An 18,832-nucleotide genomic window follows, 5' to 3' on the forward strand; every position below is an offset into this window, starting at 1 on the left:
ATCAAGATTATCATATGAAAAAAAGTGAACTTCCAGATCCGTTCGAAAAAGCCAGATTGGATAAAGGTTATGGCAAAATGAACGATCAAAATGATCCCGTTACGATGCTTTTACGCTTAAAAGATGTCCGTAAAAGTGCGCATGATTACAAAACTTTTCAATCCGCGGCCAAACCCGGTAGGATCGTTGTGCCATCTGAGGTGAATATTCGTGATACCCGACAAATACCTTTCGAAGTGGACCCTCCTCAACATGGGGAGTATAGGGCCATAGTTGAACCTTGGTTCAAGCGTCCATTGCTACCAGAATATCAAGAGAAATTAACAGCCCAAATTTCAACTTTGGTTGATGGGATACTAAACAAAGATAATTTGGAAGTTATTAACGAATTTGCATTACCGCTGCAATCCAGGGCCCTGACCCTTCTACTAAATGCACCTTATTCAGAGGCCGAAACATGGATTTCTTGGGGAACACACGTTTTTCGTAGTGAAGGGGAAGCACTTGATAGTGACAAGGCCAACATACTTTACAATTATATAGATGACCAGATAGACAGAGCTGTAAAAAATCCGGGGGAAGATATGTATTCCTTACTGCTATCTTCGGAATTTCAAGGAAAAAAACTCACCAAAGAAGAAGTAAAAGGGGTAATGGTTTTGACCTTTGCCGGTGGCCGTGATACCGTTATTAACGCCGTAACAAACTCAATATCTTACTTGGCGGAACATCCGGAAGCACTTGAACGTTTTCGTAAAGAACCAGAGATAATTGGAAAAGCTGTAGAAGAATTTATTCGATATTTTTCTCCTTTGACTCAGATGGGCAGAGTGGTCACCGAGGACACTCAGGTATGCGAACATGCTATAAAAGCTGATAGTCGAATTTCCTTGTGTTGGGCTTCCGCCAATAGGGATGCTTCGGTATTTGAGAGCCCTAACGAAATTGTGCTGGACCGTAAAATTAATCCCCATGTTGGGTTTGGTTTCAGTCATCATAACTGTCTTGGCGCCACCCATGCTAGACAAATACTGAAAATTTTACTTAATACCTTGGCAGAAAAGGTTGAATCTATTGAAATAATGGATTGTAAAGAAAATATTGAGCACCTGGATGAGTTTGAGCGTAAAGTGGGCTTTAATAGTATCCATGTGAAATTTAAAAGTTTAACCTAAATATATAATCGACAATGGCAAAAATCACATTTATTACAAGTGACAATGAAACTATTACATTGGAAGGAACTTCTGGATCCGTAATGGCGTTGGCCGTTGATAACGGAATAAAGGGCATAGACGGAGATTGTGGGGGTGTTTGTTCCTGTGCTACTTGTCACGTTCACGTTGCTGCGGAAGACATGGACAAAACGGGATCAGCCAGCGAAATTGAAGCGGATATGTTGGAGCTGGATGATAATGTAGATGAATTTAGTCGTTTATGTTGTCAATTGGAAATTAGCGATTCCATTGACGGAATTGTACTAAAAGTTGCCAAGTAATTAAATCTCTTTACAAATGTCCATCAGTTTGATCAAAAACAAAACTTGCATTGTTATAGGGGCCAGTCATGCGGGGGTAAATTTTGCTTTTTCCCTAAGACGTGAAGGGTGGGAAGGCGATATCATCTTATATGATGCCGATCCTTTTCTGCCATATCATCGTCCACCCTTATCCAAAGCATATCTTACCAGTGAAGATGGCATTGATAAAAACTTACTAAAATCAGAAGAAAGTTATGCTAAAGAAGGTATAACTTTAAATTTAGGTGTTTATGTAAAGAGCATGGACCGAAAGCTTAAGCATATCATTTTGGGGGATGGCAGCATTCAATCCTATGACAAACTTATTATTGCCACTGGTGCCAGGCCAATTATGCCGTCTATTCAGGGCTTGGCCAATTCCAATAATGTATTTCCACTTCGCACAGCTACCGATGTTTCTAACATCCGCTCTGCCGTAAAGAATAGCGCTAATAAAGAAGTTGTAGTTATTGGGGGCGGTTATATAGGACTTGAAACCGCGGCCTCATTAAAAAAACTCGGCGCCAAGGTGACGGTTCTGGAGCGCGAAGAGCGAATTTTGGCCAGGGTAACTGCTCCTGAAATGTCCACATTCTTTCAAAATTTACATTTAGAAAACGGGGTGGACATATTGACCAGTAAAAATGTAATCGCATTAGAGTCAAACAATGAGGCAAAAATAGTACGTTGTGATGATGGTACATCGTATCGTGCGGATTTAATCATTATAGGAGTTGGTATATTTGTGAATAAAGAATTGGCTGCTGCTGCCGGATTGGATATAGAAAACGGTATAAAAGTGGATGAAACAGCCAAGACCAATGATGAAGATATATATGCCATTGGCGACTGCACTTTCCATTATAATCCACATTATGATCGTTACATCCGATTAGAATCGGTGCAGAATGCAGTTGATCAAGCCAAGGTAGCAGCTACCTCCATATGTGGCAAAGAAACACAATATGATACCGTTCCTTGGTTCTGGTCGGACCAATACGATGTAAAGTTGCAAATGGTGGGTTTATCCCAAGGGTATGATCAAGTTATTGTTAGAAGGGAAAATAATGATAATAAGTGTCTGTCTTTTTGGTATTTTAAGGGCGAAATCCTGTTGGCAGTGGATGCAGTCAACAATGCCAAGGCTTATGTTTATGGCACCAAATTGATTAAACGTGGGGAAATAATCAATAAAGAAAACCTGATGGATTGTGAAGAAGATTTGAAAATTGCACACCTTATTAGTCCTATAATTGGCTAGAATGCCCTCTCTTAAAAAGCAAAAAATAAAAAATATGTCCATAACATCCAAGAGTGCCATTGCTACCGGCGATGGCAAATTTATTATTGATCAGGTTACCCTCAGCGATCCATTGGAAAATGAGGTATTGGTGAAAATAAAAGCTGCCGGTCTCTGCCATACCGATTATGATTCCCTTAGTTGGGGAAAACCAGTACTCATTGGCCACGAAGGAGCTGGAATAGTGGAGAAAACAGGTTCGGCTGTGAAAAATTTCAAGCAAGGGGACCAGGTCATCTTAAATTGGGCCACACCCTGTATGAGGTGTTTCCAGTGTCAAGAAGGCAATCAGCATATTTGTGAGATTAATTCGCCTGTTGTAGCGGGTGGAAATGGATATACTCCAAGCCATGCCCATTTGGAAGGTACCCTTTGGAAAGGCAAGCCTATAGAGCGGTCATTCAACTTAGGCACTCTTAGTGAGTACGCCTTGGTCAAGGAATCCGCACTGGTCAAGGTGGACCAGGACAACCTAAATTTCTCGGCGGCAAGTATTATTAGCTGTGGGGTGATGACGGGTTATGGTTCCGTGGTAAATGCCGCAAAATTAAAGGCTGGTAGTTCAGTAGTAGTACTAGGTTGTGGAGGAGTTGGATTAAATGTCATCAACGCTTGCGCAATTTCCGGTGCAGGAAGTATTGTGGCTGTGGATATTAATCCCCAAAAGTTGGAATTGGCAAAACAATTTGGGGCTACGAATGTTATGTTGGCCGACAAGTCGGACAAGGGTCTAAACCAATTGGCCATAAAAGTTAAACAATTATTTGATGGACGTGGTGCCGATTACGCTTTTGAATGTACTGCAATTCCTGCCTTGGGAGCTGCTCCTTTGGCTATGATCAGGAACGCAGGAACAGCGGTTCAGGTGAGTGGGATTGAAGAAGAAATAACTGTTGATATGCGCCTCTTTGAATGGGACAAGATTTACATCAATCCCTTATATGGAAAATGTCGGCCTGAAATAGATTTCCCAAAATTGATGCGATTATACAAAAAGGGCGATTTAAAATTGGATCAGATGATTACCCGGGAATATCAACTTGAAGATTTACAGCAGGCACTGGATGATATGCTTGAGGGTAAAAATGCCAAGGGTGTAATAGTTTTCAATTAAATTTACATCATGAGCAAGTTTAGGACCGTTGAACTTTCGGACGAGGCGTTTGAAAATGCTGGACTAAGGTTTTTAACCATCAAAACCAACAATTTAAAGGGTAGGGGAGACATCTGTCTGTTTATACCCGAGCTGGAAATAGAATTAACCGATCTTCCCATCTATATCCTTTTACATGGCGTTTACGGTAGCTCTTGGGCCTGGGCCATGAAAGGAGGGGCGCATATTACCGCCAAACGATTAATGGATAAGGGCGATATTCGTCCCGCGATTATTGCCATGCCTTCGGACGGACTTTGGGGTGATGGTTCTGGCTACTTATCCCATAAGGAAAAAGACTTTGCCCAATGGATCGTATCCGATGTTGCAGAGGCCATAATTGAAACTATAGCCGGAGCAACCAAAAACTCTCCATTATGTATTGGGGGATTGTCTATGGGCGGATATGGTGCATTGATGCTTGGGGGACAATTCCCCCATAAATTTAAGGCTATTTCGGCCCACAGTGCCATTACCAAGTTTATGCAGATGACCAATTTTGTTGAAGAACCATTAGAGAAATATGCTATTCAAAATACGAATATCAATGTTATTGATGTTCTTCAAAAGAACAAAAAAATCTTACCGGCAATAAGGTTCGATTGCGGAGTTAATGATAATCTCCTGGAAGCCAATAGAATTTTACACCAGGAAATGTCAGCATTGAATATTACCCACGTCTACGAAGAATTTGAAGGTGGTCACGAATGGCCGTATTGGCAAAAGCATTTGGAACAAACCTTAAGGTTCTTTGATAAACAAAGGGATTAATGTAATAATGAAGTTCTGTTTTGTCTTCCATTACCAAGATTATAACAACACCAATGCATTTTTTGTAAGGATTTTGAATGCTAAAGTCAGCACATTAGGTTATGGCATTTTGATTAATCTTATGTTAATATGGCCTAATCTTATTATTTTTTGATAATTTTGCATTAGATGAAAAAAGTCTTCCATAAGGTACTGGCGGTTTCCATGGCATTTGTAGTTATGTTTACTACAATGTCGTTTACCATGGACATGCATTATTGTGGATCGTCTTTGGTAGATCTTTCTTTCTATAGTAGTGCCGATAGCTGTGGCATGGAAATAGAACAGCCCCTACAAGATTGCGAAACCAATATTACCTCAAAATCTTGCTGTACTGAACACCAATTGGTCAAGGAAGCAAATCAAGACCTTAAGATATCATTGGATAAACTTACTTTTGAGCAGCAGACTTTTGTTGCTACTTTCCTTTACTCTTATATTAATCTTTTTGAGAGCTTTGATGAAAACATCCAATCTTTCAAGGATTATTCACCGCCCTTTCTCAAACGGGACGTGCAGGTTTTGTACGAGTTATATTTAATTTGATTTTTGGACAGTTCCCGATAACCATCGGGATATAGCCCAACGGTATTTCCGTTATGGGCAACTTTTGTTGCGTTCAATATTCTGTACGCCCATCAATACACAAATGTATAACTGTCTAATTACCAGAATCCATGCTGAACAAAGGCATAAAATTTCTAATAGAAAACAAACTCGTTGCAGTTCTAATGCTTACTCTTTTTGTAGGCTGGGGCATTGTGAACGCACCTTTTAATTGGGATACAGGCTTTTTACCCACTGATCCGGTAGCCGTAGATGCAATACCTGATATAGGTGAAAATCAACAAATAGTTTTTACCAAATGGGAAGGACGCTCCCCGCAGGATATAGAGGATCAAATTACCTATCCACTTACCTCCTCGCTCCTGGGAATCCCGGGTGTAAAGACTATCCGTAGCTCCTCCATGTTCGGTTTTTCCAGTATCTACATCATTTTTGAAGAAGACATCGAATTCTATTGGTCGCGCAGTCGGATCTTGGAAAAACTAAATTCCTTACCTAGCGGACTTTTGCCGGACAATGTAAATCCAGCTCTAGGTCCGGATGCCACTGGCCTGGGGCAGATTTTTTGGTATACCCTTGAAGGTCGGGACAAAGATGGTAATGTTACCGGGGGGTGGGATCTTCAGGAATTGCGAAGTATTCAGGACTATTTCGTAAAGTATGCACTTTCTTCTGCATCCGGTGTTTCGGAAGTGGCATCCATTGGTGGATATGTCAAGGAATATCAGGTGGACGTAAATCCTGAAATTATGCGACAGTACAATATAAGCCTTAGCGATATTGTAAACGCCGTTAAAAAATCCAATCAGGACATTGGTGCACAAACCTTGGAAATTAATCAGGCCGAATACTTGGTACGGGGTCTCGGCTACGTAGAGTCAATTGAGGATATAGAAAATGCTGTGGTTTCCTCTGAAAACTTCACATCCCTTCGCATTAAAGACTTGGGAAAGGTTCATATGGGGCCGGCCCCTCGTCGTGGCATATTGGACAAGGAGGGGGCCGAGGTCGTTGGTGGGGTAGTAGTAGCAAGGTATGGCTCAAACCCCATGGAAGTCATTAACAATGTTAAAAAGCAAATCGAGGAATTGGCTACTGGATTACCTTCCAAGCAATTGAAAGATGGCAGAATTTCACAAGTGACCATTGTACCCTTCTACGATAGAACGGAATTGATACATGAAACCTTGGGGACACTGAATGAAGCGTTGACCTTGGAAATTCTGATTACTATCCTGGTCATTGTTGTAATGATATTCAACTTAAGGGCTTCCATTCTTATTTCCGGTTTATTGCCAGTAGCCGTTTTAATGGTTTTTGTTAGCATGAAACTTTTTAACGTGGACGCCAACATTGTTGCCCTTTCGGGTATTGCCATAGCGATCGGGACTATGGTTGATGTAGGGGTGATTCTCGCGGAAAATATGATAAGACATTTGGAAGATGAGAAATTGCGATATAGCGAGAATGGAAAAGAATACACGATCAACGAAATTGTTTATAATGCTACATCGGAGGTTTCAGGTGCCATTTTAACCGCTGTACTTACCACTATTATTAGTTTTTTGCCCGTCTTTACAATGATAGGTGCGGAAGGGAAACTTTTCCGTCCCTTGGCTTTCACTAAAACCATGGCGCTTACTGCCTCACTGATTATAGCTCTGTTTTTAATTCCCCCTTTTGCGGCAGTAATCTTTAAGAAAAACAACCTCAAAATAAATTCAAAATATTTTCTTAATGCCGTCATGGTTGCATTAGGTATCACAGCAATTTTTTACGGATATTGGCTGGGACTTATTCTTATAGCTTTTGCTGCAACCGCGTTTTTGAGTATTCAAGGGAAAATTTCAACCAAAAGGGCAAATTTGATTAATATTATTATATCGGTTGTTGCAATTATACTCCTACTTGCGGTCTATTGGAGGCCTCTGGGCTTTGACCGAAGCATCCCAATGAACCTGATTTTCGTTAGTATTATCTGTTTTGGTCTTTTGGGTACTTTTACAATTTTTAGAAATTATTATTCCCGTATTCTACAATGGGCTTTGGCTAATAAATTAATCTTCCTGATCATTCCAACAACGGTTTTGACATTTGGATTTATTATTATGAAAAATACGGGCAAGGAATTTATGCCCGCCTTAAACGAAGGTTCATTTTTATTAATGCCTACCTCCTTGCCTCATGCAGGGGTAGAAGAGAATAAGCGCGTACTGCAGCAGCTGGATATGGCCGTTGCCAGTATCCCGGAAATTGAAACCGTCGTGGGTAAATCCGGACGCACAGATTCTGCCTTGGACCCCGCACCGCTTTCCATGTACGAAAATGTAATTCAGTACAAATCGGAATACATGCGCAATTCAGCTGGTGACCGACAGCGTTACCAAATGAACAAGGATGGCCTGTTTGTACTAAAAAATGGCAATTTTATTATTAATCCCAATAATGAAGTGAAGGATGACATACAATATGCAGCGTCCCAATTGCAAACAACGGCGACAAGAGATGATCTTGTTCCCGACAATAATGGCGAATATTATAGAAACTGGCGACCAAAAATAAATTCGCCAGACGATATCTGGAATGAAATTGTTTTCGTAACAAAACTTCCAGGTGTTACTTCCGCACCAAAACTACAACCTATAGAAACACGTTTGGTGATGTTGCAAACGGGAATGCGGGCACCAATGGGAATCAAAGTGAAGGGTCAAGATTTACAGGCTATTGAAGCCTTTGGACTGGAGTTGGAAAAGATTCTTAAACAGGTGGATGGTGTAAAAGAACAGGCCGTTTTTGCAGACCGTATTGTTGGTAAGCCCTATTTACTAATAGACATTGACCGTAATCAGCTTGCTCGTTATGGCATATCTATAATGGATGTACAGGAAATTTTGCAGGTAGCCGTGGGCGGAATGCCCTTAACCCAGACTGTGGAAGGCAGGGAACGTTACGCTATAAGGGTACGTTATCCAAGGGAATTACGGAACAATCCAACAGACCTTGAAAACATCTATGTCCCAGTTGAAAAGGGAAGTCCAGTTCCCTTGGGCCAATTGGTAAATATTAGATATGAACAAGGGCCACAAGTCATCAAAAGTGAGGATATTTTTTTGGTAGGGTATGTATTGTTCGACAAACTTGATGGCTTTGCTGAGGTAAACGTTGTGGAAAATGCACAGGCCATAATCAAGGGAAAAATAGATAGCGGTGAACTAGTGGTTCCAAAGGGAATTAATTATCAATTTACAGGAACTTACGAAAACCAATTACGGGCAGAAAAAACACTTTCCATTGTAGTTCCTATGGCATTATTGATCATCTTTTTAATCCTCTATTTTCAGTTTAGATCTGTAGCAACCTCCCTAATGGTATTTACAGGAATTGCGGTGGCTTTTGCTGGCGGATTCATCATGATATGGCTCTATGGGCAAGACTGGTTTTTAAACTTTAGTTTTCTAGGAGAAAATCTAAGGGATCTGTTCAACATGAAAACCATCAATTTAAGTGTGGCTGTATGGGTAGGATTTATTGCACTCTTTGGTATAGCCACAGATGATGGGGTAGTCATGGCCACCTACCTAACACAAACTTTTGAACGTGAAAATCCAACGGATAAAAACGGAATTCGAATGGCCGCTATAGGGGCGGCCGAGAAGCGCATTAGACCCTGTTTAATGACAACAGTCACTACAATCCTTGCCCTCTTACCTGTGATGACCTCGACTGGAAAGGGCAGTGACATTATGATCCCTATGGCAATCCCCATTTTCGGTGGGATGGTCATAGATATCACATCCTATTTTATTGTGCCGGTATTGTACAGCTGGAAAAAGGAATTTCAATTAAAACGAGCAAACAAATGAAAAATATAATATTCATCATCTGTCTTTTAATGGTCTTCACAGGGGTCCCAGCACAGGATCTACAATCCTATATTCAGGAGGCAGAGATAAATAATCCACAGATACAGGCCTTTGATCTTAAATACAGTATTGCCCAAGAGAAGGTAAACGAGGTAAATACCCTTCCCAACACCACAGTGAGTGCAGGCTATTTTATAAGTGAACCAGAAACTCGCACAGGCGCACAGCGTGCCAGGTTTTCAATAACACAGATGTTGCCTTGGTTCGGGACCATAACGGCCCGACAAAATTATGCTGTGTCCATGTCCAATGTAGATTATGTAGAAATGGCTATCGCCAAACGTAAATTGGCATTGGCTGTAGCCCAATCTTATTACCAATTGTATGTCATTGAAGCTAGGCAAAAGGTGCTGGACAAGAACATCCAATTACTGAAGACCTATGAGCAATTGGCATTGACCTCGGTGGAAGTTGGCAAGGCCACGGCCGTTGATGTATTGAAATTACAAATACGGCAAAATGAAATGAGACAACAAAGGGCAATTTTGGATCAGGATTATTTTGCCGAAAAAACTATCTTCAATAATCTTTTGAATAGAAAGGATACCATATATATTGATGTTGTTCCTGAAATGACCCTTCCCTTGGAGGACCCTATTTACTTAGGGAATGGATTGGAACTTAACCCTGAAATCTTGAAGTATGATGAATTGCTTGAATCCATAGTCCAATCAGAATTGCTCAATAAAAAGGATGGGGCTCCCAATATTGGTTTTGGACTGGATTACATTCCCATTCAGGAAAGACCGGACATGAGTTTTGACGATAATGGGAAAGATATTGTGATGCCCATGGTAACTTTCTCTATCCCTATTTTCAACAATCGTATTAAATCGGTGTCCAAGCAAAATGAAATGCGCATAAAGGAAACAGAATTGCTAAAAAACGAGCGCATTAATCTGCTCCAATCCGCATTGGCAAAGGCAGAGTCGGGCCGCAATGAGGCGCGTATTAAATTTAATACCCAACGGATTAATTTACAACAGGCCAAGAATGCCGAAGAAATCCTAATGAAAAATTATGGGACGGGTACCATCGATTTTAATGATGTACTGGACATTCAGGAATTACAGCTGAATTTTCAGATAAACGAAATAGAGGCCGTTAAAGCCTATTTTGGGCAAATGGCCGTAATAAATTATCTAACAAATCAATAAAAATACTGTATCAATCAATTGATTATCAATTACTAAATTAATTTTAATACTGAAACTTTTAAAACCAAAAGCAATGAAAAGAAATGTAAATATTACCCTAACAATTGCAGCGATTTTAATAATATCCCTTTCTTCCTGTAAGGACGAAAACAAAAAAGAATCGACCGCGCCAATAAGTAATGAAATAAACCAAGAGGCTGCCACCTCACAAGATATTACAAAAAATATTGCGAAGGATGAAAAAGCAATTGCTGTGGTAAATGGATATTTATCCCTCAAGGAGGCACTTGTAGCCGATGATACGGACTCAGCTGCCAGTACAAGTAAAAAGTTACTTGCCATATTGGACAATTTTGATACCTCCACCTATTCCGATACGGAACAAGTAGAATTACAGGACATCATAGAAGAGGCCATGGAACACGCTGATCAAATTGCAGAAAGCCCCATAGAACTTCAACGAGAGCATTTCAAAGTTTTGAGCAAGGACGTTACAGAAATGGTAGCCATCACAGGAGCAAATACAAAATTGTATGAGCAGTTCTGCCCCATGTACGATAAGGGTACAGCTTGGCTGAGTGCCAGTAAAGAGATAAAGAATCCTTATTATGGCAGTAAAATGTTGTCTTGTGGAAAAGTGCAGAAAGAGCTAAATTAAGATAAGGCCATTAATGAACTGTCTAAAAAATGAAGGAAGTTATACACATAAAAAACATGGTTTGTAACCGTTGTATTGCTTCGGTTTTGACCATTTTAAATGCCGAAAATTACATCGTAGAGTCAGTGGAATTAGGAAAGGTAGTTGCTACTAAAGGGAAAAATAGCAATATTGAAAATCTAAATAGGGCACTGGCCAAGGTAGGTTTTGAAATAATAAAAAATGAAGCGGATACATTGGTGGAATTAATAAAAGTTAAGCTTATTCATAAAATTGAATTAGGAGAAACAGAGGATTTGTTTAAAATTTTAGCTGAAGATATTGGTAAAACGGAAACAGCCTTAAGTAAACTATTTAGTAGACATGAAGGAGTAACATTGGAAAAATATACCATCAGTCTAAAAATGGAAAAAGTGAAGGAACTTATTCAATTAGGCCAACTAAATTTTTCTGAAATAGCGTATAGTCTCAATTATAAAAACAGCAGCCATTTGGCCAAACAGTTTAAAAGTAGCACAGGCATGTCCATGTCTGATTATAAAAGCCTACAAGATTGGGATAGAAAGTCGTTGGACCAAATTGTATAAATAAGAATCAGAATTGTGAAAAAGAAACATACGACCGTTGTTTAATTTTGATTTATAATATTAAATAATTATGAAACACACCTATCACATACATGGAATGACCTGTAACGGATGTAAAAGTCACGTAGAAGAAACACTTTCTAAAATTGCAGGTGTTTCAAAAGTAAAGGTCGATTTAGAAAGGGCGGAAGCTATCATTGAAATGGAGACACATATTACTATTGATACCTTTCAAGCTACTTTAAAAAATGATGGTGGGCGATACAGCATCCATAAACTAGGAGAGCATCACCATCACGAAGAAAAAAAGCAAGAAAAACCAAAAGGAAAGGGCACGGGAACGTTTTACTGTCCAATGCACTGCGAGGGTGATAAGACCTATGACCAACCTGGCGACTGCCCTGTATGTGGCATGGACCTAGTAGAGGAGCGGAAACTAACTACAAGTTCAGCAACTCAATTTACTTGTCCCATGCATCCAGAAATAATTAGTGACCAACCTGGAAGTTGCCCAATTTGTGGAATGGACTTGGTACCTATGGAAGCTGATCTATCCGCAGAGGAAAAATCCTATAAAAAATTACTTAAGAAATTTTGGATCGCAACCGCATTTACGCTTCCCATTTTCATAATTGCCATGGGCGAGATGTGGCACAATAATCCATTATATGATATTCTGGATTTGAAATACTGGAATTGGGTACAGTTCGCGTTATCCCTACCAGTAGTTTTCTATGCCACTTGGATGTTTTTTGAAAGGGCGTATAGAAGCATAAAGACTTGGAATCTAAATATGTTTACCCTTATTGGCATAGGTGCCGGTGTAGCGTGGTTGTTCAGTGTATTCGGAATGCTGGTTCCCGACTTTTTCCCGGAACAATTTAAGACAGGGGCGGGTACGGTACATGTTTATTTTGAAGCTGCTACAGTTATCCTTACCCTTGTGCTAATGGGACAAATGTTGGAAGCACGTGCCCATAGTAAGACCAATTCGGCCGTAAAGGAGCTCCTAAAGCTTGCTCCCAACAAGGCCATTAAAGTTGTTGATGGGAAAGAGCAGGAAGTTTCCATAGATAATATACAAATAGGAGACATCCTTAGGGTAAGACCAGGGGATAAAATTCCTGTGGATGGTGTAATTGACGAAGGTCAAACCTCCATTGATGAATCTATGATTACAGGGGAGCCTATTCCAGTAAATAAAGTTCTAGGGGATAGGATAAGTAGTGGCACCATAAACGGCAATCAATCCTTTCTAATGAAAGCTGAAAAAGTGGGTTCGGATACTTTATTGGCACAGATCATACAAATGGTGAACAATGCCAGTAGAAGCCGTGCACCTATTCAAAAATTGGCCGATACCGTTTCGGGGTATTTTGTTCCTATTGTCGTAATTATAGCCGTTATCACTTTTGGAGTATGGGCCTTATGGGGTCCTGAACCCGCCTATGTTTATGCTTTAGTAAATGCAATTGCAGTATTGATCATTGCCTGTCCCTGTGCTTTGGGCTTGGCCACACCAATGTCCGTAATGGTAGGGGTAGGTAAAGGCGCCCAGAACGGAGTGCTCATAAAGAATGCCGAGGCCCTGGAAAAGATGGACAAGGTTGATGTTCTTATTGTAGACAAAACAGGAACCCTCACAGAAGGAAAGCCTACCGTAGAAAAAGTAGGTGCCTTTGGAGATTCTCATTCCGAGCAGGAAGTGCTTCAATACATCGTTTCCCTTAACAGTCTTAGCGAACACCCACTCGCCGAAGCCACAATAAAGTATGGTAAGGAGCAGAAAACTAAATTTTTGAAAGCGGATAGTTTCATTGCCATAACCGGTAAAGGTGTGGAAGGAAATGTAAACGGCAAAAATACAGCTCTGGGCAATGCCAAAATGATGGAAAAAGCCAATGCCCAACTGTCGACTGAAATGGTGAATGAAATACAGACCTATCAAAAACAGGGCAAAACAGTATCTTATTTATCCATAGAAGGTGCAACAGTGGGGTTCGTAGTAATAAGCGATAGAATTAAAGCAACAACTGCCAAAGCTATAAAGGAATTACAGTATAGGGGCATTAAGGTTATAATGCTTACTGGAGATAACCACGATACCGCCCAAGCGGTAGCCAGAGAACTTAATTTGGCCGATTTTAAGGCTGGGATGCTTCCTGAAAATAAACTGCATGAAGTAGAGAAATTACAGAAACAAGGTAAGGTGGTTGCCATGGCGGGCGATGGTATCAACGATGCACCGGCATTGGCCAAAAGTGATGTGGGTATTGCTATGGGAACAGGAACTGACGTGGCCATTGAAAGTGCGGCCATTACATTGGTAAAAGGCGATCTGCACGGAATTGTAAAGGCCCGTAACCTAAGTGATGGCGTAATGAAGAATATAAAACAAAACTTATTCTTTGCACTTATTTATAACACTTTGGGTATCCCTATTGCCGCAGGAGTGCTATATCCATTCTTTGGAATTCTGCTTTCTCCCATGATTGCGGCATTGGCCATGAGTTTTAGCTCTGTTTCCGTTATCGCGAATGCACTACGGTTAAGAACTAAATCTATTTCTTAAATAATTCTGAATTTTCCAAAAAAAATTGGAACCAAAATGCAAGATGATAAACAGATCGGAAAGCTATAAATAATACCTGAATTAAATATCATGAATAAAAACGTTTTATATATTGGGATAGCCCTGATTGCAGGTGTACTTGTAGGTTATCTCATTTTTGGTGGATCAACGGGAAATTCCCAAACAGCCCCGGAGAACACCAACATTTCGGATGGGCACGACCATACCGAAGAATCCCTTTCACAAACATGGACTTGCTCTATGCACCCACAGATTATGCAACCGGAACCTGGGGACTGTCCAATTTGTGGTATGGAATTGATCCCTGTGGATACAAGTGCTGACGGACTTGCCCTGAACGAAATAAAAATGACCAAGAATGCAATGGCCTTGGCCAATATTCAAACAACATTGGTTGGTGGATCACGTATGGAAGACAATACCCTACTTCTTTCTGGTAAAATAATGCAAAATGAGGAAGAAACCTCCACCTTACCTGCCCACTATAGTGGGAGGATAGAAAATTTATACGTCACTTATCCTGGAGAGCTGGTTAAAAAAGGGCAAGCGGTTGCTAAAGTTTATTCACCAGCCTTGGTGAGCGCTCAACAGGAGTTAATAACGGCTTACAAAATGAGGGGTACTCAACCCAGATTATATGAAGCGGTTAGAAATAAATTTAAAAATTGGAAGATTCACGCTGCTCAATTGGATGAAGTCTTGAAAACGGGTGAAATTATAACAGAATTTACTATTTATTCACACGTATCTGGCGTAGTAACAGACATAAATATTAAAGTAGGCGATCACATTACAGATGGTCATCCCATATTTAAAGCCGCCAATTTAAATACTGTCTGGGCAGTTTTTGATGCCTATGAAAGCCAGATTTCGGACCTTAAGGAAGGACAAGAAGTCAAAATTTCTGTAAATGCCTATCCTAATAAGGAATTTACCGCTAAAATATCCTTTATAGATCCCATCTTAAATATGGCATCACGAACGATAGTGATTCGTGCCGTACTGCCAAATAAAGAGAACCTATTTAAGCCCGGGATGTTTGTTCAAGGAAAGGTAAACGGGATTACCAATGATGGAAATGAAACTATAGTTGTTCCACAAAGTGCCGTCCTTTGGACAGGCGAGCGTTCATTGGTTTACATTAAGACCAATCCCAATGAACCTGTATTTGAAATGAGGGAAATTACTCTTGGCAATAGAAATGGAGATGATTTTATGGTTGTTTCCGGTTTGGAGATTGGCGATGAAATCGTAACCAATGGTACATTTACCGTCGATGCAGCAGCACAGTTACAAGGTAAAAAATCCATGATGAATAAGGACAAGATAACAACTGAAACGGAAGCAACTGTAATGAAAATGGTATTGCCCCAACCATTTCAGGAAAGTTTTAAGGCTGCTATTGATCATTATCTTAATATGAAGGACGCCTTTGTAGAAAGTAATTCAAAGCAGGTTGCTGTTTATGCAAAATCTACTTCCCAAAAACTAAAAACGATAAACTTGAATGGACTGGGCAAAATGGAAAAAACTCATCTAACCAAGAGTATACAAATGCTAGATGCCATAGGCGATAACCCCAACTTGGATAACCAACGCTCACACTTTGTTATACTAAATCAAAATTTCGTCCCTCTGGCCAAAAATACGGAAGGGTTTTCATTAAAATTATATATTCAAAAATGTCCAATGGCAGATAATAATAAGGGGGCATTTTGGCTTAGCAACCAAAAAGAAATTCGCAACCCTTATTATGGTGAGCAAATGATGAGCTGTGGAAGTATTATAGATTCGATTCGGTAAGTGAAAAAATGAGGGAAACCTGTTGATATGGTATCCTTCTACTGACTTAACTCATCCAATTAAAACTCTATTATATATTAATTTATGGTACAGTTCAGGACAGCGATATATAATATTTATTTTAAGGTGTGTTTTGCTAAAAAATATTGGCGCTGTGAAACATGTTATGAAACAATTGAAAAAACTACTTTTATAAGGTGGAATAATTAGATTAATCTTTTACATGTTGACTGACCAGTACAGGTAAATTAATTTGAATTGATTATAGGTTTGGTTTAGATAAGTATCAAAAAAACAGTTGAAATAAAACTTAATCTTATGACGAAATTTGTGACAATTAAAAGTAAAAGGATTTTAATTTTATCCAAAAAATTGATTTTTCACTTATTAACTGTGTTACTGTTCCTGAGTAGTCATAGCTCGTATGCACAGGTATACACAACCACTGAGGGTCAAGCCAATTTCAAGGCTAAAATGCCATTTAATTCCTATATCGGCAAGTCGGACCGGTTAAACGGGATCATTAATTTTGAAACGGGAAAAGTAATATTTAAAGTTCCTGTGAAATCCATTAAGACCGATAAAGATAAGCGTGATGAACACATGTACGAGCTGCTTGAAGCGGAAAAAAATTCCGAAGTTGTTTTTGATGGAAAACTTATCGATGATTTTGATTTTAATAAAAAGACTAATCAGACAGTACGGGTTAAGGGCGATTTTACCTTAGCTGGAACTACTAGACAAATTACCATTCCCATAAATTTAGAACTTGTTTCGGAAGGTACAATTCAATTAACTGCTTCCTGGTCACTGTTAATTACCGACTACGGTTTAGAGCGCCCAAGCATCGTATTTATCCAAGTTGATGACAAACATGACTTGAGTGTGGTTACTGTGCTCAAAGAAAATTAGAATTCAAAATAATGTGGTTCCTATTCATTTTCATCATCCAATTAAAAATAGTGTTTACAAGGGTGAGTTTAGGTGGGCATTATCCTTCCGATGTTATAATTGGGAGTATTCTAGCTTATATAACAGCGCTTTAAAGCATTTCTATCGAAAGAAAATTTAAGCTGTTGACCTGGTTAACAAACGAAAAACATTATTATGTTTCTATATTTTTGTTTTCTATTTGGGCCGTTACTTTAATTAAAAAATTGTTGCTTTAAATTTATCGATATTTCATTTTTCCATAGCCAGCTTGGTCTCAACACTATTTATAATTACCAATATTTATGTTAAAAAGCAATATTAAATTATCGCATTTTGTAATAGCAGCAAGCTTTATCAATTTAATATTGTTTCATTTTCCTTTTTTTAAATTCGGTCTTAACAACTTAGACTATAAAAGTTTAAACGGAATTACACTCATTGTTAGTTTGGTAATTATAATGTTGGTAGTCAATGCTTTTGTATTATACCTGTTATTTTTTCTTTCTCGATTTCTTGGAAAATTTTTATTGGTGTTCTTTTTCATCATCAATTCAATTGCTATTTATTTTATTAATACCTACAATGTTATAATCGACATAACAATGATTGGTAACATTCTAAATACCAACTATGAAGAGTCCAGTAGTTTCTTTTCCTTTCGATTGATCATATATTTAATTTTGTTTGGTATAATTCCTGTCATTTTGGTTATCAAGGCTAAAATAATTAAAGAAACCCCAAAAAGATTTTTGATTAATGGCTCATTGACATTGCTTTTTATTCTGGTCTTGGTTTATGCCAACGGGGGCAATTGGCGATGGATAGATAAAAATTCAACCAAATTAGGTGCATTGGCAATGCCTTGGTCTTATATGGTAAATACCTCAAGATTTTTCATCTATAAAAGTAAAGCAAATCAAAAAGAAATTTTATTGCCCAATGCGACAATAAAAGATACTAAAAAATCTATAGCCGTTTTGGTCATTGGAGAATCGGCAAGAAGCGAAAACTTTTCACTTTATGGTTATGATAAACTCACTAATCCATTATTGTCCAAGACAGAAAATGTTCACAGTTTTAATGCAACTTCTTGTGCTACGTATACAACCGCAGGGGTAAAGTGCATATTAGAACATGAAAATACCAGTAAGTTATATGAAATATTACCAAATTATTTATATAGAAATAATGTGGAAGTTATATGGAGAACTACAAATTGGGGAGAACCTCCTGTCCATATTAAAAACTTTTTAAATAAAGATGATTTAAGAGAGGGATGTGAAGGAGAAGAATGTACTTATGATGAAATTCTATTAAAAGGATTAAAAGAACAAATTTTAGCAAGTAAAAAAAATAAAATTCTAATAATTTTACACACAAGTACAAGCCACGGGCCATCGTACAACACCAAGTATCCACCTAAATTTGAAAAGTTCAAACCAGTTTGCAACAGTGTTGAACTGGGCGAATGTACTTCAGAAGAACTTATCAATGCTTATGACAATACCATTGTTTATACAGATTATATACTTTCTAGTTTAATTGATAATCTAAAGGAATTAAAAGAATACAATAGTACAATGCTATTCGTTTCAGATCATGGTGAATCTTTAGGGGAAAATAATTTATACATGCATGGAATACCAGCAGCTTTTGCCCCTAAAGAACAACTGGAGATACCTTTTATTGTATGGTTATCAGATGGTTCTAAAAAACTCAAGCCTAACGACAAATTATCACAAAATCATGTTTTTCATAGTGTCTTAAATTTTTTAGCAATTGAAAGTCCTATTTATGATGAGAATATGAACATATTTGAATAACCCTTT

At 38.7% G+C, this 18,832-nt stretch carries 15 protein-coding genes; all 15 read left to right on the forward strand.

Going from position 1 to position 18,832, the window contains the following annotated elements; genetic code table 11:
* Window positions 1-14 precede the first annotated feature (14 nt).
* The 15 genes from CWD91_RS18080 to eptA all read left to right on the forward strand — a co-directional run bounded on the left by CWD91_RS18080 (window position 15) and on the right by eptA (window position 18,826).
* Complete coding sequence (locus CWD91_RS18080; RefSeq protein ID WP_103442531.1) at window positions 15-1,175, forward strand: cytochrome P450; 1,161 nt, start codon at window positions 15-17, stop codon at window positions 1,173-1,175.
* Between the two features lie 14 nt (window positions 1,176-1,189).
* The gene (locus tag CWD91_RS18085) at window positions 1,190-1,498 is read left to right on the forward strand and encodes a 2Fe-2S iron-sulfur cluster-binding protein (RefSeq protein ID WP_103442388.1); all 309 of its coding nucleotides are present in this window, start codon (window positions 1,190-1,192) and stop codon (window positions 1,496-1,498) included.
* A 16-nt stretch (window positions 1,499-1,514) separates the two neighbouring features.
* Window positions 1,515-2,780, forward strand: coding sequence for an NAD(P)/FAD-dependent oxidoreductase (locus tag CWD91_RS18090; protein WP_103442389.1), 1,266 nt, complete (start codon window positions 1,515-1,517; stop codon window positions 2,778-2,780).
* A 34-nt stretch (window positions 2,781-2,814) separates the two neighbouring features.
* Window positions 2,815-3,933 carry an alcohol dehydrogenase catalytic domain-containing protein gene (locus CWD91_RS18095; RefSeq protein ID WP_103442532.1) on the forward strand — a complete coding sequence of 373 codons (1,119 nt, stop codon included), beginning with the start codon at window positions 2,815-2,817 and terminating at the stop codon, window positions 3,931-3,933.
* Window positions 3,934-3,942: 9 nt separating this feature from the next.
* Window positions 3,943-4,743 carry an alpha/beta hydrolase gene (locus CWD91_RS18100; protein ID WP_103442390.1) on the forward strand — a complete coding sequence of 267 codons (801 nt, stop codon included), beginning with the start codon at window positions 3,943-3,945 and terminating at the stop codon, window positions 4,741-4,743.
* A gap of 168 nt (window positions 4,744-4,911) precedes the next feature.
* A complete protein-coding gene (locus CWD91_RS18105; RefSeq protein WP_103442391.1) occupies window positions 4,912-5,328 on the forward strand; it encodes an HYC_CC_PP family protein in 417 nt (138 codons plus the stop codon).
* Between the two features lie 131 nt (window positions 5,329-5,459).
* On the forward strand, window positions 5,460-9,212 hold the full coding sequence (locus CWD91_RS18110) for an efflux RND transporter permease subunit (RefSeq protein WP_103442392.1): 3,753 nt from the start codon (window positions 5,460-5,462) through the stop codon (window positions 9,210-9,212).
* On the forward strand, window positions 9,209-10,429 hold the full coding sequence (locus CWD91_RS18115; RefSeq protein ID WP_103442393.1) for a TolC family protein: 1,221 nt from the start codon (window positions 9,209-9,211) through the stop codon (window positions 10,427-10,429). Before CWD91_RS18110 ends, CWD91_RS18115 begins: the two co-directional genes overlap by 4 nt.
* A gap of 73 nt (window positions 10,430-10,502) precedes the next feature.
* Window positions 10,503-11,087: a DUF3347 domain-containing protein gene (locus tag CWD91_RS18120; RefSeq protein WP_103442394.1), complete on the forward strand. Its 585-nt coding sequence runs from the start codon at window positions 10,503-10,505 to the stop codon at window positions 11,085-11,087.
* A 29-nt stretch (window positions 11,088-11,116) separates the two neighbouring features.
* Window positions 11,117-11,674: a helix-turn-helix domain-containing protein gene (locus CWD91_RS18125; RefSeq protein ID WP_103442395.1), complete on the forward strand. Its 558-nt coding sequence runs from the start codon at window positions 11,117-11,119 to the stop codon at window positions 11,672-11,674.
* Window positions 11,675-11,744: 70 nt separating this feature from the next.
* Window positions 11,745-14,246, forward strand: coding sequence for a heavy metal translocating P-type ATPase (locus CWD91_RS18130; RefSeq protein WP_103442396.1), 2,502 nt, complete (start codon window positions 11,745-11,747; stop codon window positions 14,244-14,246).
* A gap of 90 nt (window positions 14,247-14,336) precedes the next feature.
* Entirely contained in the window at window positions 14,337-16,070 is a 1,734-nt protein-coding gene (locus CWD91_RS18135; RefSeq protein ID WP_103442397.1) for an efflux RND transporter periplasmic adaptor subunit, read from the forward strand.
* A gap of 318 nt (window positions 16,071-16,388) precedes the next feature.
* Window positions 16,389-16,982, forward strand: coding sequence for a YceI family protein (locus CWD91_RS18140; protein WP_103442398.1), 594 nt, complete (start codon window positions 16,389-16,391; stop codon window positions 16,980-16,982).
* Between the two features lie 11 nt (window positions 16,983-16,993).
* Complete coding sequence (locus tag CWD91_RS23185) at window positions 16,994-17,116, forward strand: phosphatase PAP2 family protein (protein ID WP_103442399.1); 123 nt, start codon at window positions 16,994-16,996, stop codon at window positions 17,114-17,116.
* Window positions 17,117-17,305: 189 nt separating this feature from the next.
* Complete coding sequence (gene eptA, locus CWD91_RS18150; RefSeq protein ID WP_103442400.1) at window positions 17,306-18,826, forward strand: phosphoethanolamine--lipid A transferase EptA; 1,521 nt, start codon at window positions 17,306-17,308, stop codon at window positions 18,824-18,826.
* Window positions 18,827-18,832: the final 6 nt, after the last annotated feature.

This window comes from Arenibacter hampyeongensis, assembly GCF_002909255.1.
Lineage (GTDB): Bacteria > Bacteroidota > Bacteroidia > Flavobacteriales > Flavobacteriaceae > Arenibacter > Arenibacter hampyeongensis.